The organism is Lentzea sp. NPDC060358, from assembly GCF_042725365.1.
Lineage (GTDB): Bacteria > Actinomycetota > Actinomycetes > Mycobacteriales > Pseudonocardiaceae > Lentzea.
Genome location: NZ_JBHXCW010000009.1, coordinates 57,404 through 71,810 on the forward strand (window position 1 = coordinate 57,404; position 14,407 = coordinate 71,810).

At 70.1% G+C, this 14,407-nt stretch carries 15 protein-coding genes and 1 riboswitch; of the genes, 5 read left to right on the forward strand and 10 right to left on the reverse strand.

Annotated elements, in window-relative coordinates; translation table 11 throughout:
* Positions 1-26: 26 nt before the first annotated feature.
* A riboswitch (SAM riboswitch) is annotated at positions 27-141 on the reverse strand.
* Between the two features lie 73 nt (positions 142-214).
* Positions 215-1,693: a potassium/proton antiporter gene (locus ACFWGZ_RS03550; protein WP_382449868.1), complete on the reverse strand. Its 1,479-nt coding sequence runs from the start codon at positions 1,691-1,693 to the stop codon at positions 215-217.
* A gap of 139 nt (positions 1,694-1,832) precedes the next feature.
* Here ACFWGZ_RS03550 and ACFWGZ_RS03555 point away from each other — a divergent pair, with 139 nt between their 5' ends.
* Entirely contained in the window at positions 1,833-2,765 is a 933-nt protein-coding gene (locus tag ACFWGZ_RS03555) for a M28 family metallopeptidase (protein WP_382449869.1), read from the forward strand.
* Here ACFWGZ_RS03555 and ACFWGZ_RS03560 read toward each other — a convergent pair.
* Positions 2,738-3,292 (reverse strand): TetR/AcrR family transcriptional regulator, encoded by a 555-nt coding sequence (locus ACFWGZ_RS03560; RefSeq protein ID WP_382449870.1) that lies wholly within the window; start codon positions 3,290-3,292, stop codon positions 2,738-2,740. The genes ACFWGZ_RS03555 and ACFWGZ_RS03560 overlap by 28 nt on opposite strands.
* Positions 3,293-3,354: 62 nt before the next feature.
* Between ACFWGZ_RS03560 and ACFWGZ_RS03565 the strand changes: the two genes are divergently transcribed.
* Entirely contained in the window at positions 3,355-3,813 is a 459-nt protein-coding gene (locus tag ACFWGZ_RS03565; RefSeq protein ID WP_382449871.1) for an SRPBCC family protein, read from the forward strand.
* Positions 3,814-4,523: 710 nt separating this feature from the next.
* Here ACFWGZ_RS03565 and ACFWGZ_RS03570 read toward each other — a convergent pair.
* Together ACFWGZ_RS03570 and ileS are read right to left on the reverse strand one after the other, a co-directional pair.
* Positions 4,524-5,435, reverse strand: a complete 912-nt coding sequence (locus ACFWGZ_RS03570; RefSeq protein WP_382449872.1) for a hypothetical protein — start codon at positions 5,433-5,435, stop codon at positions 4,524-4,526.
* Positions 5,436-5,564: 129 nt separating this feature from the next.
* On the reverse strand, positions 5,565-8,669 hold the full coding sequence (gene ileS, locus ACFWGZ_RS03575) for an isoleucine--tRNA ligase (protein WP_382449873.1): 3,105 nt from the start codon (positions 8,667-8,669) through the stop codon (positions 5,565-5,567).
* A gap of 242 nt (positions 8,670-8,911) precedes the next feature.
* On the opposite strand from ileS, the gene ACFWGZ_RS03580 reads away from it, so the two are divergent.
* From ACFWGZ_RS03580 to ACFWGZ_RS03590, 3 genes are all read left to right on the forward strand, one after another.
* Positions 8,912-9,256, forward strand: coding sequence for a DoxX family protein (locus ACFWGZ_RS03580; protein ID WP_382449874.1), 345 nt, complete (start codon positions 8,912-8,914; stop codon positions 9,254-9,256).
* A 143-nt stretch (positions 9,257-9,399) separates the two neighbouring features.
* Complete coding sequence (locus ACFWGZ_RS03585; protein WP_382449875.1) at positions 9,400-9,831, forward strand: hypothetical protein; 432 nt, start codon at positions 9,400-9,402, stop codon at positions 9,829-9,831.
* The gene (locus ACFWGZ_RS03590) at positions 9,831-10,286 is read left to right on the forward strand and encodes a hypothetical protein (RefSeq protein WP_382449876.1); all 456 of its coding nucleotides are present in this window, start codon (positions 9,831-9,833) and stop codon (positions 10,284-10,286) included. The genes ACFWGZ_RS03585 and ACFWGZ_RS03590 overlap by 1 nt, the downstream gene beginning before the upstream one ends.
* Positions 10,287-10,313: 27 nt before the next feature.
* Here the strand turns inward: ACFWGZ_RS03590 and ACFWGZ_RS03595 are convergent, their stop codons facing one another.
* From ACFWGZ_RS03595 to pgeF, 6 genes are all read right to left on the reverse strand, one after another.
* Positions 10,314-10,802 carry a hypothetical protein gene (locus tag ACFWGZ_RS03595; RefSeq protein WP_382449877.1) on the reverse strand — a complete coding sequence of 163 codons (489 nt, stop codon included), beginning with the start codon at positions 10,800-10,802 and terminating at the stop codon, positions 10,314-10,316.
* A gap of 15 nt (positions 10,803-10,817) precedes the next feature.
* Positions 10,818-11,636: a DivIVA domain-containing protein gene (locus ACFWGZ_RS03600; protein WP_382449878.1), complete on the reverse strand. Its 819-nt coding sequence runs from the start codon at positions 11,634-11,636 to the stop codon at positions 10,818-10,820.
* A 48-nt stretch (positions 11,637-11,684) separates the two neighbouring features.
* Complete coding sequence (locus ACFWGZ_RS03605) at positions 11,685-11,960, reverse strand: YggT family protein (protein ID WP_325512188.1); 276 nt, start codon at positions 11,958-11,960, stop codon at positions 11,685-11,687.
* A gap of 18 nt (positions 11,961-11,978) precedes the next feature.
* A complete protein-coding gene (locus ACFWGZ_RS03610; protein WP_382449879.1) occupies positions 11,979-12,638 on the reverse strand; it encodes a cell division protein SepF in 660 nt (219 codons plus the stop codon).
* A 67-nt stretch (positions 12,639-12,705) separates the two neighbouring features.
* Entirely contained in the window at positions 12,706-13,404 is a 699-nt protein-coding gene (locus ACFWGZ_RS03615) for a YggS family pyridoxal phosphate-dependent enzyme (protein ID WP_382449880.1), read from the reverse strand.
* Positions 13,401-14,105 carry a peptidoglycan editing factor PgeF gene (pgeF, locus tag ACFWGZ_RS03620; protein ID WP_382449881.1) on the reverse strand — a complete coding sequence of 235 codons (705 nt, stop codon included), beginning with the start codon at positions 14,103-14,105 and terminating at the stop codon, positions 13,401-13,403. The genes ACFWGZ_RS03615 and pgeF overlap by 4 nt, the downstream gene beginning before the upstream one ends.
* Positions 14,106-14,407: the final 302 nt, after the last annotated feature.

Consider the following 14,407-nt stretch of genomic DNA (forward strand, 5'->3'; position numbering starts at 1 on the left):
GAGGCCAGGGGCCCCGTGCTGCGAAAGGCCCGCGCTTGACCGGCGCCCTGCGCGCCGGACCAGGTCCTCACCAAGGGCACCCCACCGCGGTTGGAGGGTTGCCGGCCAGCAAGCTTGGGCTTGACGCTGGCTCTCATGACCTGCCGACGACGTTAGCGGAGGGTCGTGGCGCGCGTCGACACCCGATCACATCGTGAGAAGCCTCGCAGGCCGATCATTCCCCGGTCTCGCCCTTCCAGCGCGCGTAGCGACCGGCCCGGTCGACCGCGCGGACGCGCCGTTCGGAGGCTTCCCGCGCCTCCTCGGTGGTGACGATGAGCAACTGGTCGTCGGTCTGCAGCCGGGTCGTCGGCTGTGGCGTGAAGCTCTTGCCCGAGCGCACCACGAGGCTCACCGTGGCGCCGCTCGGCAGCAGCAGCTCGGACATGTAGACGCCGTGCAGCTTCGAGCCGCGCTGGATGTGCACCTGCAGCAGTTCCGCACCCAGCTCGTCGAGCGGCGAGGAGTCGACCTGGACCTCCTGCGGCTCCCCCGCCCGCACCAGCCCGAGGCGCCGCGCGAGGAACGGCAGCGTCGTGCCCTGCACCACCGTGAGCACGATGACCAGCACGAACACCACGTCGACCAGTTCGCGCGCGCCCTCGACCCCCTGGATCAGCGGGATCAGCGCGAACACGATCGGCACCGCGCCCCGCAGCCCCGACCACGAGAGGAACGCCTGTTCCCGCCAGGGCACCTTGAACGGCAGCGACGACAGCACGACCGACAGCGGCCGGGCCACGAACGTCAGCACCACCCCGGCGACCAGCGCGGGGAACAGCACGTCCAGCAACCGCGTCGGCGAGGCGTAGAGGCCGAGCAGGACGAAGAGCCCGATCTGGGCGAGCCAGCCGAGCCCCTCGGCGAACGAGAGCGTGTCGGCGCGGTGCGGCAGGCGGAAGTTGCCGAGGACGAGCGCGGCGACGTAGGTCGCGAGGAACCCGGACGCGTGCGCGAGATCGCCCGCGGTGTAGGCCATCACGCACACCGCGACGGTGGCGAGCGGGTACAGGCCGGTGGCGGGCAGCGCCGCGCGCCGGAGCCCCGCACCGCCGAGGAAGCCCAGCGCCACACCGATGAGCGCGCCCGCGGCCAGTTCGTAGAGCACCAGCAGCGGCGCCGTCCACGAGATCTGGTCGGACGAGGCCAGCAGCACGACGGCGATGTAGACCGGCGCGTCGTTGAGCCCCGACTCCAGCTCGAGCGCGCCGGTGAGCCGGGCACCGACACCGAGCGACCGCAGGACGCTGAACACCGCGGCCGCGTCCGTGGACGACAGCACCGCGCCCCACAGCAACGCCATCCGCCAGTCGAGGCCCAGCAGGAAGTGCAGCGCCGTGCCCGTCACGGCGACGCTGACCACAACGGCCACTGTGGACAGTGCCACGCCCAGCCACAGCGACGTCTTGACCGCGTGCCAGCGGGTCGTGAGACCGCCCTCGGTCAGGATCAGCACGAGGGCGGCGATGCCGAGCGACTGCGTGAGATCGGCGTCGTCGAACTTGATGCCGAAAGCCGCCTCGCCGAGCAGCACCCCGATCCCGAGGTACAGCAACAGCGAAGGCAGCCCGAGACGCGTCGACACCCGCACCGCGACCACGGAGATCAGCAGTACGGCAGCGCCGATGCCCAGAACGACCGTGACGTCACCCACCCGGACCATTCTGGTTGATCACCACCGATCTGGACGAATCAGACGCGTCAACAACTCCAGCCGTTCGCACCTAGCAGCCACGTGCGCGGTGGAGCACGTTGGCCAATGGCTCAATCCCAACCCTGCACGGAGTTGAACCATGAGGATCCTGATCGCGCTGGCGGCCGCCTTGACGGTGGCCGGAGCAACCACGGCGCACGCAGCCGCTCCGGCGGCTCTCGCGGCACCGAACATCTCGGTCGCGAACATCCAGTCGCACCTGTCCCAGTTCCAGTCCATCGCGACCGCCAACGGCGGCAACCGCGCCCACGGCCGACCGGGGTACCTGGCCTCGGTCAACTGGGTGAAGGGCAAGCTCGACGCGGCGGGCTTCACGACGCGCGTGCAGTCGTTCACCAACGGCGGCGCGACCGGCTACAACCTGATCGCCGACTACCCCGGCGGCGACGCGAACAACGTCGTCATGCTGGGCGGTCACCTCGACAGCGTCACCGCGGGCCCCGGCATCAACGACAACGGCTCGGGCTCCGCGTCGCTGCTCGAGGTGGCGCTGCAGATGAAGGCCACCGGCTTCCAGCCCACCAAGCACGTCCGGTTCGGCTGGTGGGGCGCGGAGGAACGCGGCCTGGTCGGCTCGACCTACTACGTGAACTCCCTCGCCAGCGCGGACAAGTCGAAGATCAAGGCGTACCTGAACTTCGACATGACGGGCTCGCCGAACCCCGGCTACTTCGTCTACAGCGCGTCCGGTCAGCCCTCCGGCTCGCTGGCCCTGCAGCAGAGCCTGCAGGCGGGCTTCACGTCGATCAGCGTCCAGACCGAGCTGACCAGCGTGGGCGGCCGCTCCGACCACGCGGCGTTCGCCCGCGCGGGCATCCCGGTCGGCGGCACCTTCACCGGCGCCGAGGGCACGAAGACCTCGGCGCAGGCGCAGAAGTGGGGCGGCACGGCCGGCCAGGCCTTCGACCGCTGCTACCACGCGTCGTGCGACACCCTGTCGAACATCAACGCCACGGCGCTCGACCGCAACGCGGACGTGATCGCCTACACCTTGTGGGCGACGGCGGCCTGATGCGTTAACACCTGCACGGCCTCGTCGAGCACCGGTTCGACGAGGCCGGGCAGCGTCGCCTGCATCTGCACCTGCCCGAGGTAGAGGCTGAACGCGATCAACGCCCGCTTCCGCGCGTGGTCCCGGCCGAACCCCAGCCGCACGAACAACTCGGTGAGGTACCCGAGGCGCTTCTCGGTGACCCGTCGCAGGACCGGCGCGATCACCTCGTGGTCGGCGGCGGCCTGCAACGCCATCTCCACCGACCCTTTGCGCGTGCGGTCGAGCACGGTGCCGAAGAGGGTCTTCAGCTTGTCGTGCGGCGACTTCCCGGCCTCGACCAGCTCGATGACCTTCTCGGTGTGCTCCCGCTCCCACCGCTCGACCGTCGCCTTGAGCAACGCCTCCCGGTTCGGGAAGTGGTGGTAGACGCTGCCCTTGGTGGCCCCCGCCCGCGCCGCCAACGGCTCGATCGCGACGGCGGCGAGCCCACCCTCGGCCAGCGCTCTCAGCGCCATCTCAGTCCAGTCGTCCTTCGTCCTCCGCACCACACTTTCATACGCTACCGTACGGTCCAGGAACATACGGCAGCGTATGGAAGGGGATCCTCATGATCAGGAACGTCCACACCCGCGACCTCGGCGTGCCCGCCGGCCAGTTCGTCGACCGCATGCCCGAACTCTGGCCACCGGCCTGGGGCAAGCAGGAGTTCGACCGCCCGCTGGGCGTGGGCGCCGACGGCGGGCACGGCCCGATCCGCTACCGCTGCACCTCCTGCACGCAGGGCACGTCGATCACCTTCGCGTTCACCCGGCTCTCGGGCAGCCACACGCTGTCGGCGTCGGGCACCGTGCTGCGGCACGAGCTGGTGGGCACCTTCGGCCTGGTCGACCGCGTGCGGTGGGCGCTGGCGATCCACTGGCTGCACGACGCGTGCCTCGAGGACTTCCTCGACGCCTGCGAACGCGCCGCCGGCCGGGAACCGGTCGCGCCGGCCCGGTGGTCGGCCTGGGTGCGGCTGGTGCGACGGGCCTTCGCGCCGCGGAAGCGCCAGGCCCAACGCGCGTGACGTGGTGAGTGGGTGCCTGGGGTGGCGAGGAACCCCGTCGCGCCGGTGGGCGGGGCGGTGGGGCGACAAGGCGGCAGGGCGCGGGGCCGCGGGGCCGCAGGGCGGCAAGGCGGCGAGGCGGCGGGGTCGCAGGGCGCAGGGCGGCGAGGCGGCGGGGTCGCAGGGCGCAGGGCGGCAAGGCGGCGGAGGGCAGGGCCGCAGGGCCGCAGGGCGCAGGGCCGCAGGGCGCAGGGCCGCAGAGGCGGGTGGCAAGGCGGCAAGGGCGGGGCGGCAGGGTAGCGGGATGGCGGGGCTGCAACGAGAAACCCGCCACACCAGCCGGGCGGAGCGACCCACCGCCGGCGAGAAACCCGCCGCACCAGACACACGACCGTTCCGGGAACGGCTGCCTTCCCGCCACCCGCGCCCGAGCACCCGCTCACCGCTGTCCGAGCCGCCCCACACGTCGCGGAAGTGGAACTGCGCCGGATCCGGAAGCGGCAGCCCCTCCACGACCCTGGTGGATCCGGCATCCGCGTCGTGCCGAAGCGGGTGCACGCGTCGTACCGCAACGGGTGCACGCGTCATGCCTCGGCGGGTGCCGCCGGCGCGCCGTCCGGCACCAGAGCCGAAGCCAGGGAGGCGGCCTCGCACTCCGGCCACACCTGCTCCGGCCACACCCGGTGGCTGGGCCGGGGCGCGGCAGGCACCCCGGCCCGGCGGTCAGGGCCTCATCGCACCCCCTCGGCGCAGTCGAGCAGGACCGGGGTGTCACCCAGCGCCCCGTAGAGGTCGCCGCCATCCGTCAGCGACACGAACGACGCGCCGCTGGGCACCGAGATCCCGCGACCCGGGTTCTCGAACAACCCGGTGTCGCCCCAGGACGACCGCGCCAGCACGTGGCCGTGCGCGTTGACCGCCACCGCCTCGGACACGCCACCAAACGGCTCGCTCACGGCACCGGACGCGTCCCACCGCACGACCTCGGAGCCGGCGACCCCCACCGCGTACGACCCGCGCACCGCACGCACCTGCACGTCGCCGAGCGGCACGACGCCCGCGGCGCGCACCCACCGCGCACCGGCGGAGGACGACACGAGCACCGAGCCGTCGTCCGCCAGGCCCACGGGCTCGAAGGACGCGTCCGTGCCCGGAACCCGTTGCGGCACAGCGGACCCCGCCGGCCACACCACCGGCTTGCCGTCGGAGCGGCCCAGCACGTCGCCGCGCTCGTTCACGTCGAGCGCCTCCACCCGGTACTCGCCGGGTAAGCCCTGCAGGGACTGGTGAACCCCTGCCTGCCACCGGGAAGCCGCCGGGAACGTGTACGCCGACAGCACTACCACACCCGACGAGTTGACGTCGCGCGCCACCGTCACGTTGCGGAAGAACGACAACTGGTCGACCAGCTGCCCGTCCTGCCACACCAGCACGGTGCTGCCGTCCGCGGTGGAGAGCGACCCGTTGCCCACGGCGAACGAGCCCGCAGCGGACGCCACCCCGCCCGGACGCACCGCCGGCGGCACCGGCAGTTCGACGAACTCCCAGTTCTCGCAGGCGGAAACCGGGTCCGCCGACGCGGGCGCCACCGCGAGAGCCGAAAGCAGCAGCGCGCCCACCAGAACGCGCCATCCCCCAGTCATGACCATCGCACTCCCCTTTGCCGAGTTGGTCTTGCGAACAGGACCGTAGCGACGGGGTCTGACAGTTTTCGGGCCGGAACGATGGAGGGGCCGCCGTCCGAAGACGACGACCCCTCCATCGAGTGAAGATCAGGCCTTGGCCACGGCCACCTTGACCTTCAGGCCGTCACCCACGGTCCCTTCCGCCACACCGGAACCGAAGACCACCGACGAGGTCAGGGTCTCCGCCTGCACGAACTCCAGGTGCGGCTCCACCGCGGAGCGCACGGACTCCGGCAGCTCCAGCGTCAGCGTGATCCGGTCGGACACGTCGAGCTGGGCGTCCTTGCGCGCCTGCTGCACCACGCGCACCAGGTCGCGCGCCACACCCTCGGCCTCCAGCGACGGCGTCACCACCGTGTCGAGCACGACGACGCCCGCACCGCCCGGCAACGCGGCCGTGGCGGCCGGATCCGTTGCCACCAGGCGCTGTTCGTACTCGCCCTCGACCAGCTCGACCCCCGCGGCGACGACCCGGCCGTCCTCGAGCGCCCAGTCACCGGCCTTGACGGCCTTGATCACCTTCTGCACGTCCCGCCCGAGCCGCGGCCCGGCGGCGCGCGCGTTCACGACGAGCTGGAACTGCCCGTGGGCGTCGACATCCGTGGACAGTGCGACCTCCTTGACGTTGACCTCGTCGCGGACGATCCCGGCGAAGTCCTCCAGGGAGGCCGCCACCGGCGACGCGACCGTCAGGCGCGCCAACGGAAGCCGCACGCGCAGCTTGTTCGCCTTGCGCAGCGACAGCGCCGTGGAACACACGTCGCGCACCTCGTCCATCGCCGCCACCAGCGCGTCGTCGGCCGGCAGGTCCGACACCGACGGGAAGTCCGCCAGGTGCACCGAACGGCCGCCGGTGAGCCCGCGCCACACGACCTCGGTCGTGTACGGCAGCAGCGGCGCCGCCACGCGCGTCACGACCTCCAGCACGGTGTGCAGGGTGTCGATCGCGTCCTGCTCACCGTCCCAGAACCGCTGCCGCGACCGGCGCACGTACCAGTTCGTCAGCACCTCCAGGTACTCGCGCACCAGCTGGCACGCACCGGAGATGTCGTAGGCGTCCATCGCCGCCTGGACGTCGCGCACCAGGTCGTGCGTCTTCGCGAGCGCGTACCGGTCGAGCACGTTCTTCGAGTCGACGCGCCACGTGCCCTCCTTGCCGGAGGCGTTGGAGTACAGCGCGAGGAAGTACCAGGAGTTCCACAGCGGCAGCACGGCCTGGCGCACCGCCTCGCGGATGCCGCGCTCGGTCACCACCAGGTCGCCGCCGCGCAGGATCGGCGACGCCATCAGGAACCAGCGCATCGCGTCCGAGCCGTCGCGGTCGAAGACCTCGTTGACGTCCGGGTAGTTCTTGAGCGACTTGGACATCTTCGCGCCGTCGTCACCGAGCACGATGCCGTGCGCCACGCAGTCGCGGAACGCAGGCCGGTCGAACAGCGCCGTCGCGAGCACGTGCAGCGTGTAGAACCAGCCGCGCGTCTGGCCGTTGTACTCGACGATGAAGTCGCCGGGGTAGTGGTTCTCGAACCACTCCGCGTTCTCGAACGGGTAGTGCACCTGCGCGAACGACATCGACCCCGACTCGAACCAGCAGTCGAGCACGTCCGGGATCCGGCGCATGGTCGACCGGCCGCTCGGGTCGTCCGGGTTCGGCCGCGTCAGCTCGTCGATGAACGGCCGGTGCAGGTTGTCCGGGCGGACGCCGAAGTCGCGTTCCAGCTCGTCCAGCGACCCGTACACGTCCGTGCGCGGGAACTCCGGGTCGTCCGACACCCACACGGGCAGCGGCGAACCCCAGTACCGGTTGCGCGAGATGTTCCAGTCGCGCGCGTTCTCGAGCCACTTGCCGAACTGGCCGTCCCTGATGTGGCCGGGCACCCAGTTGATCTGCTGGTTGAGCTCGACCATCCGGTCCTTGAACTGCGTGACCGCGACGAACCACGCCGACAGCGCGCGCTGGATCAGCGGGTTGTTGCAGCGCCAGCAGTGGGGGTAGGGGTGGTCGTAGGTCTCGTGGCGCAGCAGCAGACCGGCCTCGCGCAGGTCGCGGGTGATCAGCTTGTTCGCCTCGAAGACGTGCACGCCCGCGTACGGACCGGCCTCGGCGGTGAACGTGCCGTCCGGGCCGACCGGCACGACGACCTCGATGCCCGCCGCGTCCGTCACGACCTTGTCGTCCTCACCGAACGCCGGTGCGATGTGGACGATGCCCGTGCCGTCCTCGGTGGTCACGTAGTCCGCGGCCAGCACCTGGTGGGCGTTCTCGCGGCCCACGAAGAAGTCGAACGGCGGCAGGTACTTCCTGCCGACCAGGTCGGAGCCCTTGCATCGGGCGACGACCTCGGGCTCCTCGCCCAGCTCGCGCGCGTAGGCGGCGACGCGGGCCTCGGCCAGCAGGTACTTCGCGCCGTCCGGGCCCACGACCGTCACGTAGTCGACGTCCGGGTGCACGGCGGCGGCCAGGTTGCTCGGCAGCGTCCACGGCGTGGTCGTCCAGACCAGGGCCTTCTCACCGGACTCCAGGCGCAGCGCGACCGTGACGGCCGGGTCCTGCCGGTCGCGGTAGGCGTCGTCCATCTTGGTCTCGGTGTTGGACAGCGGCGTCTGGCAGCGCCAGCAGTACCAGAGCACCCGGAAGCCCTCGTAGATCAAGCCCTTGTCCCACAAGGCCTTGAACGCCCACATGACGCTTTCCATGTAGTCGAGGTCGAGCGTCTTGTAGTCGTTGTCGAAGTCGACCCACCGGGCCTGGCGCGTCACGTAGTCGCGCCACTGGTCCGTGTACTGCAGCACGGACGTGCGGCAGGCGTCGTTGAACTTCTCGATGCCCAGCTCGTCGATCTCGTGCTTCTGCGAGATGCCGAGCTGCTTCTCCGCCTCGTACTCGGCGGGCATGCCGTGCGTGTCCCAGCCGAACCGGCGCTCGACGTGCTTGCCGCGCATCGTCTGGTAGCGCGGCACGACGTCCTTGACGTAGCCGGTCAGCAGGTGCCCGTAGTGCGGCAGGCCGTTGGCGAACGGCGGGCCGTCGTAGAAGACGAACTCGTTGTCGCCGTTCTCCCCCGCGGGGTTGCGGTCGACGCTCGCCTGGAAGGTCCGGTCGTCCTTCCAGTACCCGAGCACGTCCTGCTCGAGGTCCGGAAAGGACGGCTGCGCCGGAACCTCGTCGGCGCCGGCTCGGGGGTAGGCCATCTCCACTGCTCCTCGCGGTCGTGTGCGACACGCGAGGACGACACACGCCGACAGGGCTCGGCGGGCCGCGGTACCACCCCGCTTGCTCACCTGACGGCGAGCCTCTCGTTTTCGGCTGTGACGGGCCGGCCCGTCCGGTTCTACCGGGGCTCGCGCCCGTTCTTCCGGAGGCTCCCCGGTGATGGCCGGATCGGTGCCTGTGGTCCCAGGATACGTGGACGCGCAAACCGTATGCTCGCCGGATGTCGTTGACCATCGCGTTGTCGATCGTGCTGGCCCTGCTGTTCGTCGCGACGGGCGCGGGCAAGCTGTTCGGGGCGAAGGCGTCACTTCAGGCCCGCGACCACTTCCGGATGAACCCGGCTCTCTGGCGCACCATCGGCGCGCTGGAGTGGGCGGGCGCGGCCGGTCTGGTCGTCGGTCTGGTCACGTGGGAGTGGGTGGCGCACGCGGCCACCGTCGGGCTGGGCCTGCTGATGGTCGGCGCCACGGTCACGCGTCTGAGGTACGACTCGAAGCCGACCGGCGTCGTCGTGGACCTGGCGCTGCTCGCGCTGCTGATCCTGCTGCTCTTCCTGGACCGGTGACGCGGGCCTCGCACCTGAGTAGAACTACCCATGGCGGTCCGGACGCGGGCTCCTCCAGACTTCGTTCGGGGTGATCGGGGGATCATCCCTGACAGAGGGGGAACCACATGCGTGTCATAGCTTTGGCCTGCGCATTTTCGCTTTTGGGCGCAGGAGCCGCCTCCGCCGCCGAGCCGTCGACGTTCGCGTTCGACGCGGCCGCCAACGCGTTCCCGATCACCGCCACGAGCGGCGAGTGGACCTCGCCACCGGCGACGTTCACCGTGAGCCGGCGCGAGTGGGACGGCAACACGCTGCACGTGAGCGTCAGCAACGCGGGCAAGACCTACGTCGTCGACCTCTCGCGCCACGACGGGAACCCGATCACCACGGGCACCCACACCGGCCAGAAGGCGCTGGTCGTCAACCGGAACCTGGGCTGCACCGACACCTCGGCGGACTTCACCGTCGACCGCCTCGACCTGAACGACCAGGGGGTCGTCACCGCGCTGGACGCCTCGGTCGACCACCGCTGCGGCGACAGCCCGACCAACACCCTGCTGGTCCACGTCCACTACGTCCGGGAGAGCAACTGATGCGCATCGCACTGGCCACGGCCGCCCTGCTGTTCGTCACGACCACGCCCGCCCTCGCCGCCGATACCGACCGCCTGGTCTGGGACTCCGACGAGCACGCGCATCCGACGCAGGGCCGGTCCGGCACCTGGACGCCGCCGGAGCTGTTCTCCGCCCGGGAGCACCCCGGCAACATGATCCGTATCAAGGGCGAGTCCCCGGACGGCCGCGAGTACCTCATGATCGAGCTGACCAGGCACGACGGGCAGCGGATCACCGAGGGCTCCCACGAGGACCAGAAGGTGCTGGTCGTCAACCGCGGGCTGGGCTGGGTCGACGAGGCGGGCGACTTCGACGTCGACCACGTCGCCTACGGCTCGGACGGACAGATCTCCGAGTTCGACGCGGCGATCGAGCACCACTACCTGGACGAGCCGGACACCACGTTCCGCGCGAAGGTGAGCTACCGGCGCTGACGCCACTCGTCCGCGAACCGGACGGACTCAGCTGGTGCTGCGGCTCCTGCGGACCAGCACCGCGTCGGGGTGGCACAGGGCGCACGGCGTGAACTGGAGCTGTCGTGCTTCCTGCACCGGGAGGCCCAGCGTGGGCCTCCCGGCTAGCCAGGAACACGAGCTCAGGTGGTACCGGGGCCGTTCGTCCAGCACCCGGACCTCGTCCACCAGATCGGCCACGACGAGCAGGTCTGCCGCGTCGGTGTCCTCTTCCGGTGGTTCCTCGTCGGCGGACGGCGTGCCGGCTTCATCCGGCTCCGCCCCCCGATGATCATCATCTCGAGCTTGTTGATCTACACTCTGCGCGTCGGCAGCGGGGTCCCCCGGACGCCTGCGCCACCAGTCCCATGCGAGGACCAGGGCGGCGAGCACGCTCGCTCCCACGGACGACCACGCCCAGATCGTGTTGGACGTGGTCAGTGCGGGAACGAGCAGCCCGAGGGCTGCCAGCACCAGAAGCAGAACTACGAAGAGCACCTAGCGAACAGTAGTTCAGCCCGCTTCGGCGCGTGCGCCGAAGGAGTAGCCCTGGGAGCGGCCCTCGGACGGTGCGGCCGGGCCGCGGTCCTGCAGGTCGCGCAGGGACGACTCGAGCATCGTCTTCAGTCGCGTGCGGTACTCGCGCTCGAACGTCTGCAGCTTGTCGATCTGCTTCTCGAGCGTGTTCTTCTCCTGGGTGATGTTGCCCATCACCTCGGCGTGCTTGCGCTGCGCGTCGCGGTCGAGCGCCGTGGCCTTCTCACGGGCCTGCCGCTCGAGCGTCTCGGAGCGCGTGCGCGCGTCGTTCAGCATGGTCTCGGCACGCGTGCGCGCCTCGTTGACCATCGTGTCGGCCTTCGCGCGGGCCTCGGACAGCAACTGCTCCGACTTCGTGCGCGCCTCGGACAGCATGCCGTCCGCCTCGGCCTTGGCCTCACCGGTGAGCCGGTCCGCCATCTCCTGGGCGAGACCCAGGACCTTCGCGGCCTGCACGTGGTGGTCGCCACTGCCACCGGGGGACGTCTGCTCCATCACCGTGGGCGGCGGGACCGGCGCCAGGCGGCGCGGCGGCTCCTCCACCGGCATGCGGCTCGTCATGGGGCTGGCGGACGCCTTCGCACGCGCGTCGTCGAGGTCGGCGCGCGACGTCTCGAGCTGCTGGTCGAGCTGCTCGACCTGCTGACGGAGGTCGTTGTTCTCCTCGATCAAGCGGGCCAGCTCGCCCTCAACCAGGTCGAGGAACGCGTCCACCTCGTCCTCGTTGTAGCCCCGCTTGCCAATCGGCGGCTTGCTGAACGCGACGTTGTGCACGTCAGCGGGGGTCAACGGCATCGGATCACCTCTCGCACTCCTGGGCTGCGGTCATCCCACGGTTCCCCGTCACCTGGGATCTGCGAATCGCATCAGAATGATAACGACCAGCCACAGCACAATAATCGATAGGTCCAGCCCGACGCCCCCGATCCGCACAGTCGGGATCACCCGACGGAGGAGTAACACCGGGGGGTCGGTGACCGTGTAGACGGTCTCGAGCGTCACGGCTACGCCGCCGGCGGGGCGCCACTCCCTCGCGAACGTCCGCACCAGCTCGACCACGACACGCGCGGTCAGGAACAGGGAGAACGCGAAGAGGACGTAGAAGATGACGAGACGGATCGGGTCCACAGCTCAACTCTAACCGTGGTTCCCGAACCCGCCCTCGGCCAGCTTCCTCCGGTCCTCCGCCGTGACGTCAACGTTCGGCGGTGAGAGAAGGAACACCCTGCTGGTGATCTTGTCCATCGACCCGCGCAGAGCGAACGCGAGTCCGGCCGAGAAGTCGACGAGACGCTTGGCGTCCGCGTCGTCCATGTCGGTCAGGTTCAGGATCACCGGGGTGCCGTCGCGGTAGTGCTCCCCGATCGTGCGCGCCTCGCTGTAGCTGCGGGGATGCAGCGTGGTGATGCGCGCCAGCGGGTTGCCCGCGGGCTCGGCGACCGGGCGCAGCCTGCTCACGGGCTCGCGCTGCGGCTCGACGGCCAGCGCACCGTGAACGGGTGCGTCGGCGGCCCAGCGCCGCGTGCTCGCGGGGCTGTTGCCACCGCGGGGCCGCGACTCGGGCTCGTAGTCGTCCGACTCGTCGAGGTCGGCCCGGTACCCGGAGCCCTGCAGCTCCGGCCGGCCCGGCGTGAACACGCGGTTGCGCCGCGGGTAGGGGTCGTAGTCGTCGGCCTCGGCCGCGTACTCGGACCGGTAGTCGCCGTAGCGCCCCCGGTCGTCGTCGTAGCCGGGGTCGTCTGCGTACTCGGCGGGGACCATCCCGAAGTAGGCCTTCAGCTTGTGCAAAGCGCTCATTCCAGCCCCTCCTCGGCGGTTCCCCACTCTTAGGGACGGTGCGGACGGTCCCGAGGTTCCCGACAACCTATGGCGAGGTTAGTCGCCGACTGCCGAGCAACGCCGTTCCGACACGCACACAGGTGGATCCGTGCGTTATTGCATCTTCCAGGTCGTTGCTCATTCCCGCAGACACAGTTGTGGCAGTGGGATGATCATCACGTAGGCCTGATACCACCGAAGCCAACGCCTCAAACGCCTGCGAAGGCCTCATCGTGAGAGGTGCGACGGACATCGCACCTCGCAGAATAAGATCACCCGAACGAGTGATCACGCCAGCCAGTTCCGGCACGTCCGCCACGGCACACCCACCCCGTGACGTGTCCCCGTCGATGCTGACCTGCAGCAAGACGTCCAGGGTGCGCCCATTCGCCCGCGCCGCCCGGGCCAGGGCCTCGGCCAATCGGACGCTGTCGACGGAGTCGACCTGATCGGCCCACCCGACAACGGACTTCGCTTTGTTCCGCTGCAACCGCCCGACCATGTGCCAACGAGCTTCTTCGAGATGTCTCAATTGGGCGGCCTTCGCACCGGCTTCTTGATCCCGGTTTTCCGCGAAGTGCCGCAAACCGAGCCGATAAAGGATCTCGACATCGCTCGCGGGCCAGGTTTTCGTCACCGCGAGCAACATCACCCCGGACCGCTCCCGGCCCGCCGCCTCACACGCTTTGGCGATGCGTTCCTCGACCTCGGCGAGGTTCTCCGCGAGCTCCTGCTCCCGGCTCACGGCTCGACCCAGACGACCGAGGCGAGCCGCCCGGTGGGCGCCTCCCGCCGATGGCTGAACAGGTCCTTCTCCTCGAAGGTGCACCGGGGGTCCACCCCGATCTTCCCCACGCCGGCGCCGGCGAGCTGGTTCCACAACCCGGCCCGCAGGTCGAGCGCAGGCGTCCCCTTCCGCGACTTGGACGCGCTGCCGGGCAGGTGCTTCTCGACGTCCTTCTGCATGTCGGCGGGCACCTCGTAGCACTCGCCGCAGACGGAGGGCCCGAGCAGGACCTCGATCCGCTCGAGCTCGGCACCGAGCGCCATCATCGCCTTGAGCGCCTCGACGACCACCCCGACACGCGCCCCGACACGCCCGGCGTGCACAGCCCCGACCACACCGGCCTCGGCGTCCCCGAGCAACACCGGCACGCAGTCGGCGGTCAGCACCACGAGCCCGAGGCCAGCCCGTTTCGTCACAACAGCATCAGTGGCCTCAAGCGCCTCGGCCTGCGGCCCGTCGACCGTGGCGACGGTCCGCCCGTGGACCTGTTCCATCCACACCAAACGATCGGCCGTGAGCCCGATCCCCTCGGCAAGACGAACGCGGTTGGCCTCGACCGCCTCGGCCTCGTCCCCGACGTGGTCGCCGAGGTTGAAGGACGAGTAGGGCCCCTTGGACACGCCACCGGCGCGGGTGGTGACAACACGACGAATGCGCACCCCCACACCCTAGTTCGCAGGCGGATGGCGAAGCCGGGCACAGGGGCGAAGCCGAAGGCCAGCACAGCCATGCGATGGCGAAGCCGAAGGCGAGCAACGCGGAGTACAGCCACGCGAAGCCGAAGGCGAGCCCAAGCGATGGCGAAGCCGAGCAGTCCCGAGCCAGCGAAGCCGAAGGCGAGCCCAACGCAAAGCCGAAGGCGAGCCGTCCCGAGCACAGCGAGGCGCGGTGGTGGCTCCCCCGTCTAGCGCGACTCAGCACTCGCTGCATGCGAGGAGGGGTGTCAACTCGACACGCTTTT

Bases quoted from the DNA above. Each gene is read 5' to 3' on its own strand.
- ACFWGZ_RS03580 (WP_382449874.1), top strand. From the start codon at position 8,912: ATGTCGTTGACCATCGCGTTGTCGATCGTGCTGGCCCTGCTGTTCGTC.
- ACFWGZ_RS03590 (WP_382449876.1), top strand. From the start codon at position 9,831: ATGCGCATCGCACTGGCCACGGCCGCCCTGCTGTTCGTCACGACCACG.
- ACFWGZ_RS03600 (WP_382449878.1), bottom strand. From the start codon at position 11,636: ATGCCGTTGACCCCCGCTGACGTGCACAACGTCGCGTTCAGCAAGCCG.
- ACFWGZ_RS03610 (WP_382449879.1), bottom strand. From the start codon at position 12,638: ATGAGCGCTTTGCACAAGCTGAAGGCCTACTTCGGGATGGTCCCCGCC.
- ACFWGZ_RS03570 (WP_382449872.1), bottom strand. From the start codon at position 5,435: ATGACTGGGGGATGGCGCGTTCTGGTGGGCGCGCTGCTGCTTTCGGCT.
- ileS (WP_382449873.1), bottom strand. From the start codon at position 8,669: ATGGCCTACCCCCGAGCCGGCGCCGACGAGGTTCCGGCGCAGCCGTCC.
- ACFWGZ_RS03555 (WP_382449869.1), top strand. From the start codon at position 1,833: ATGAGGATCCTGATCGCGCTGGCGGCCGCCTTGACGGTGGCCGGAGCA.
- ACFWGZ_RS03565 (WP_382449871.1), top strand. From the start codon at position 3,355: ATGATCAGGAACGTCCACACCCGCGACCTCGGCGTGCCCGCCGGCCAG.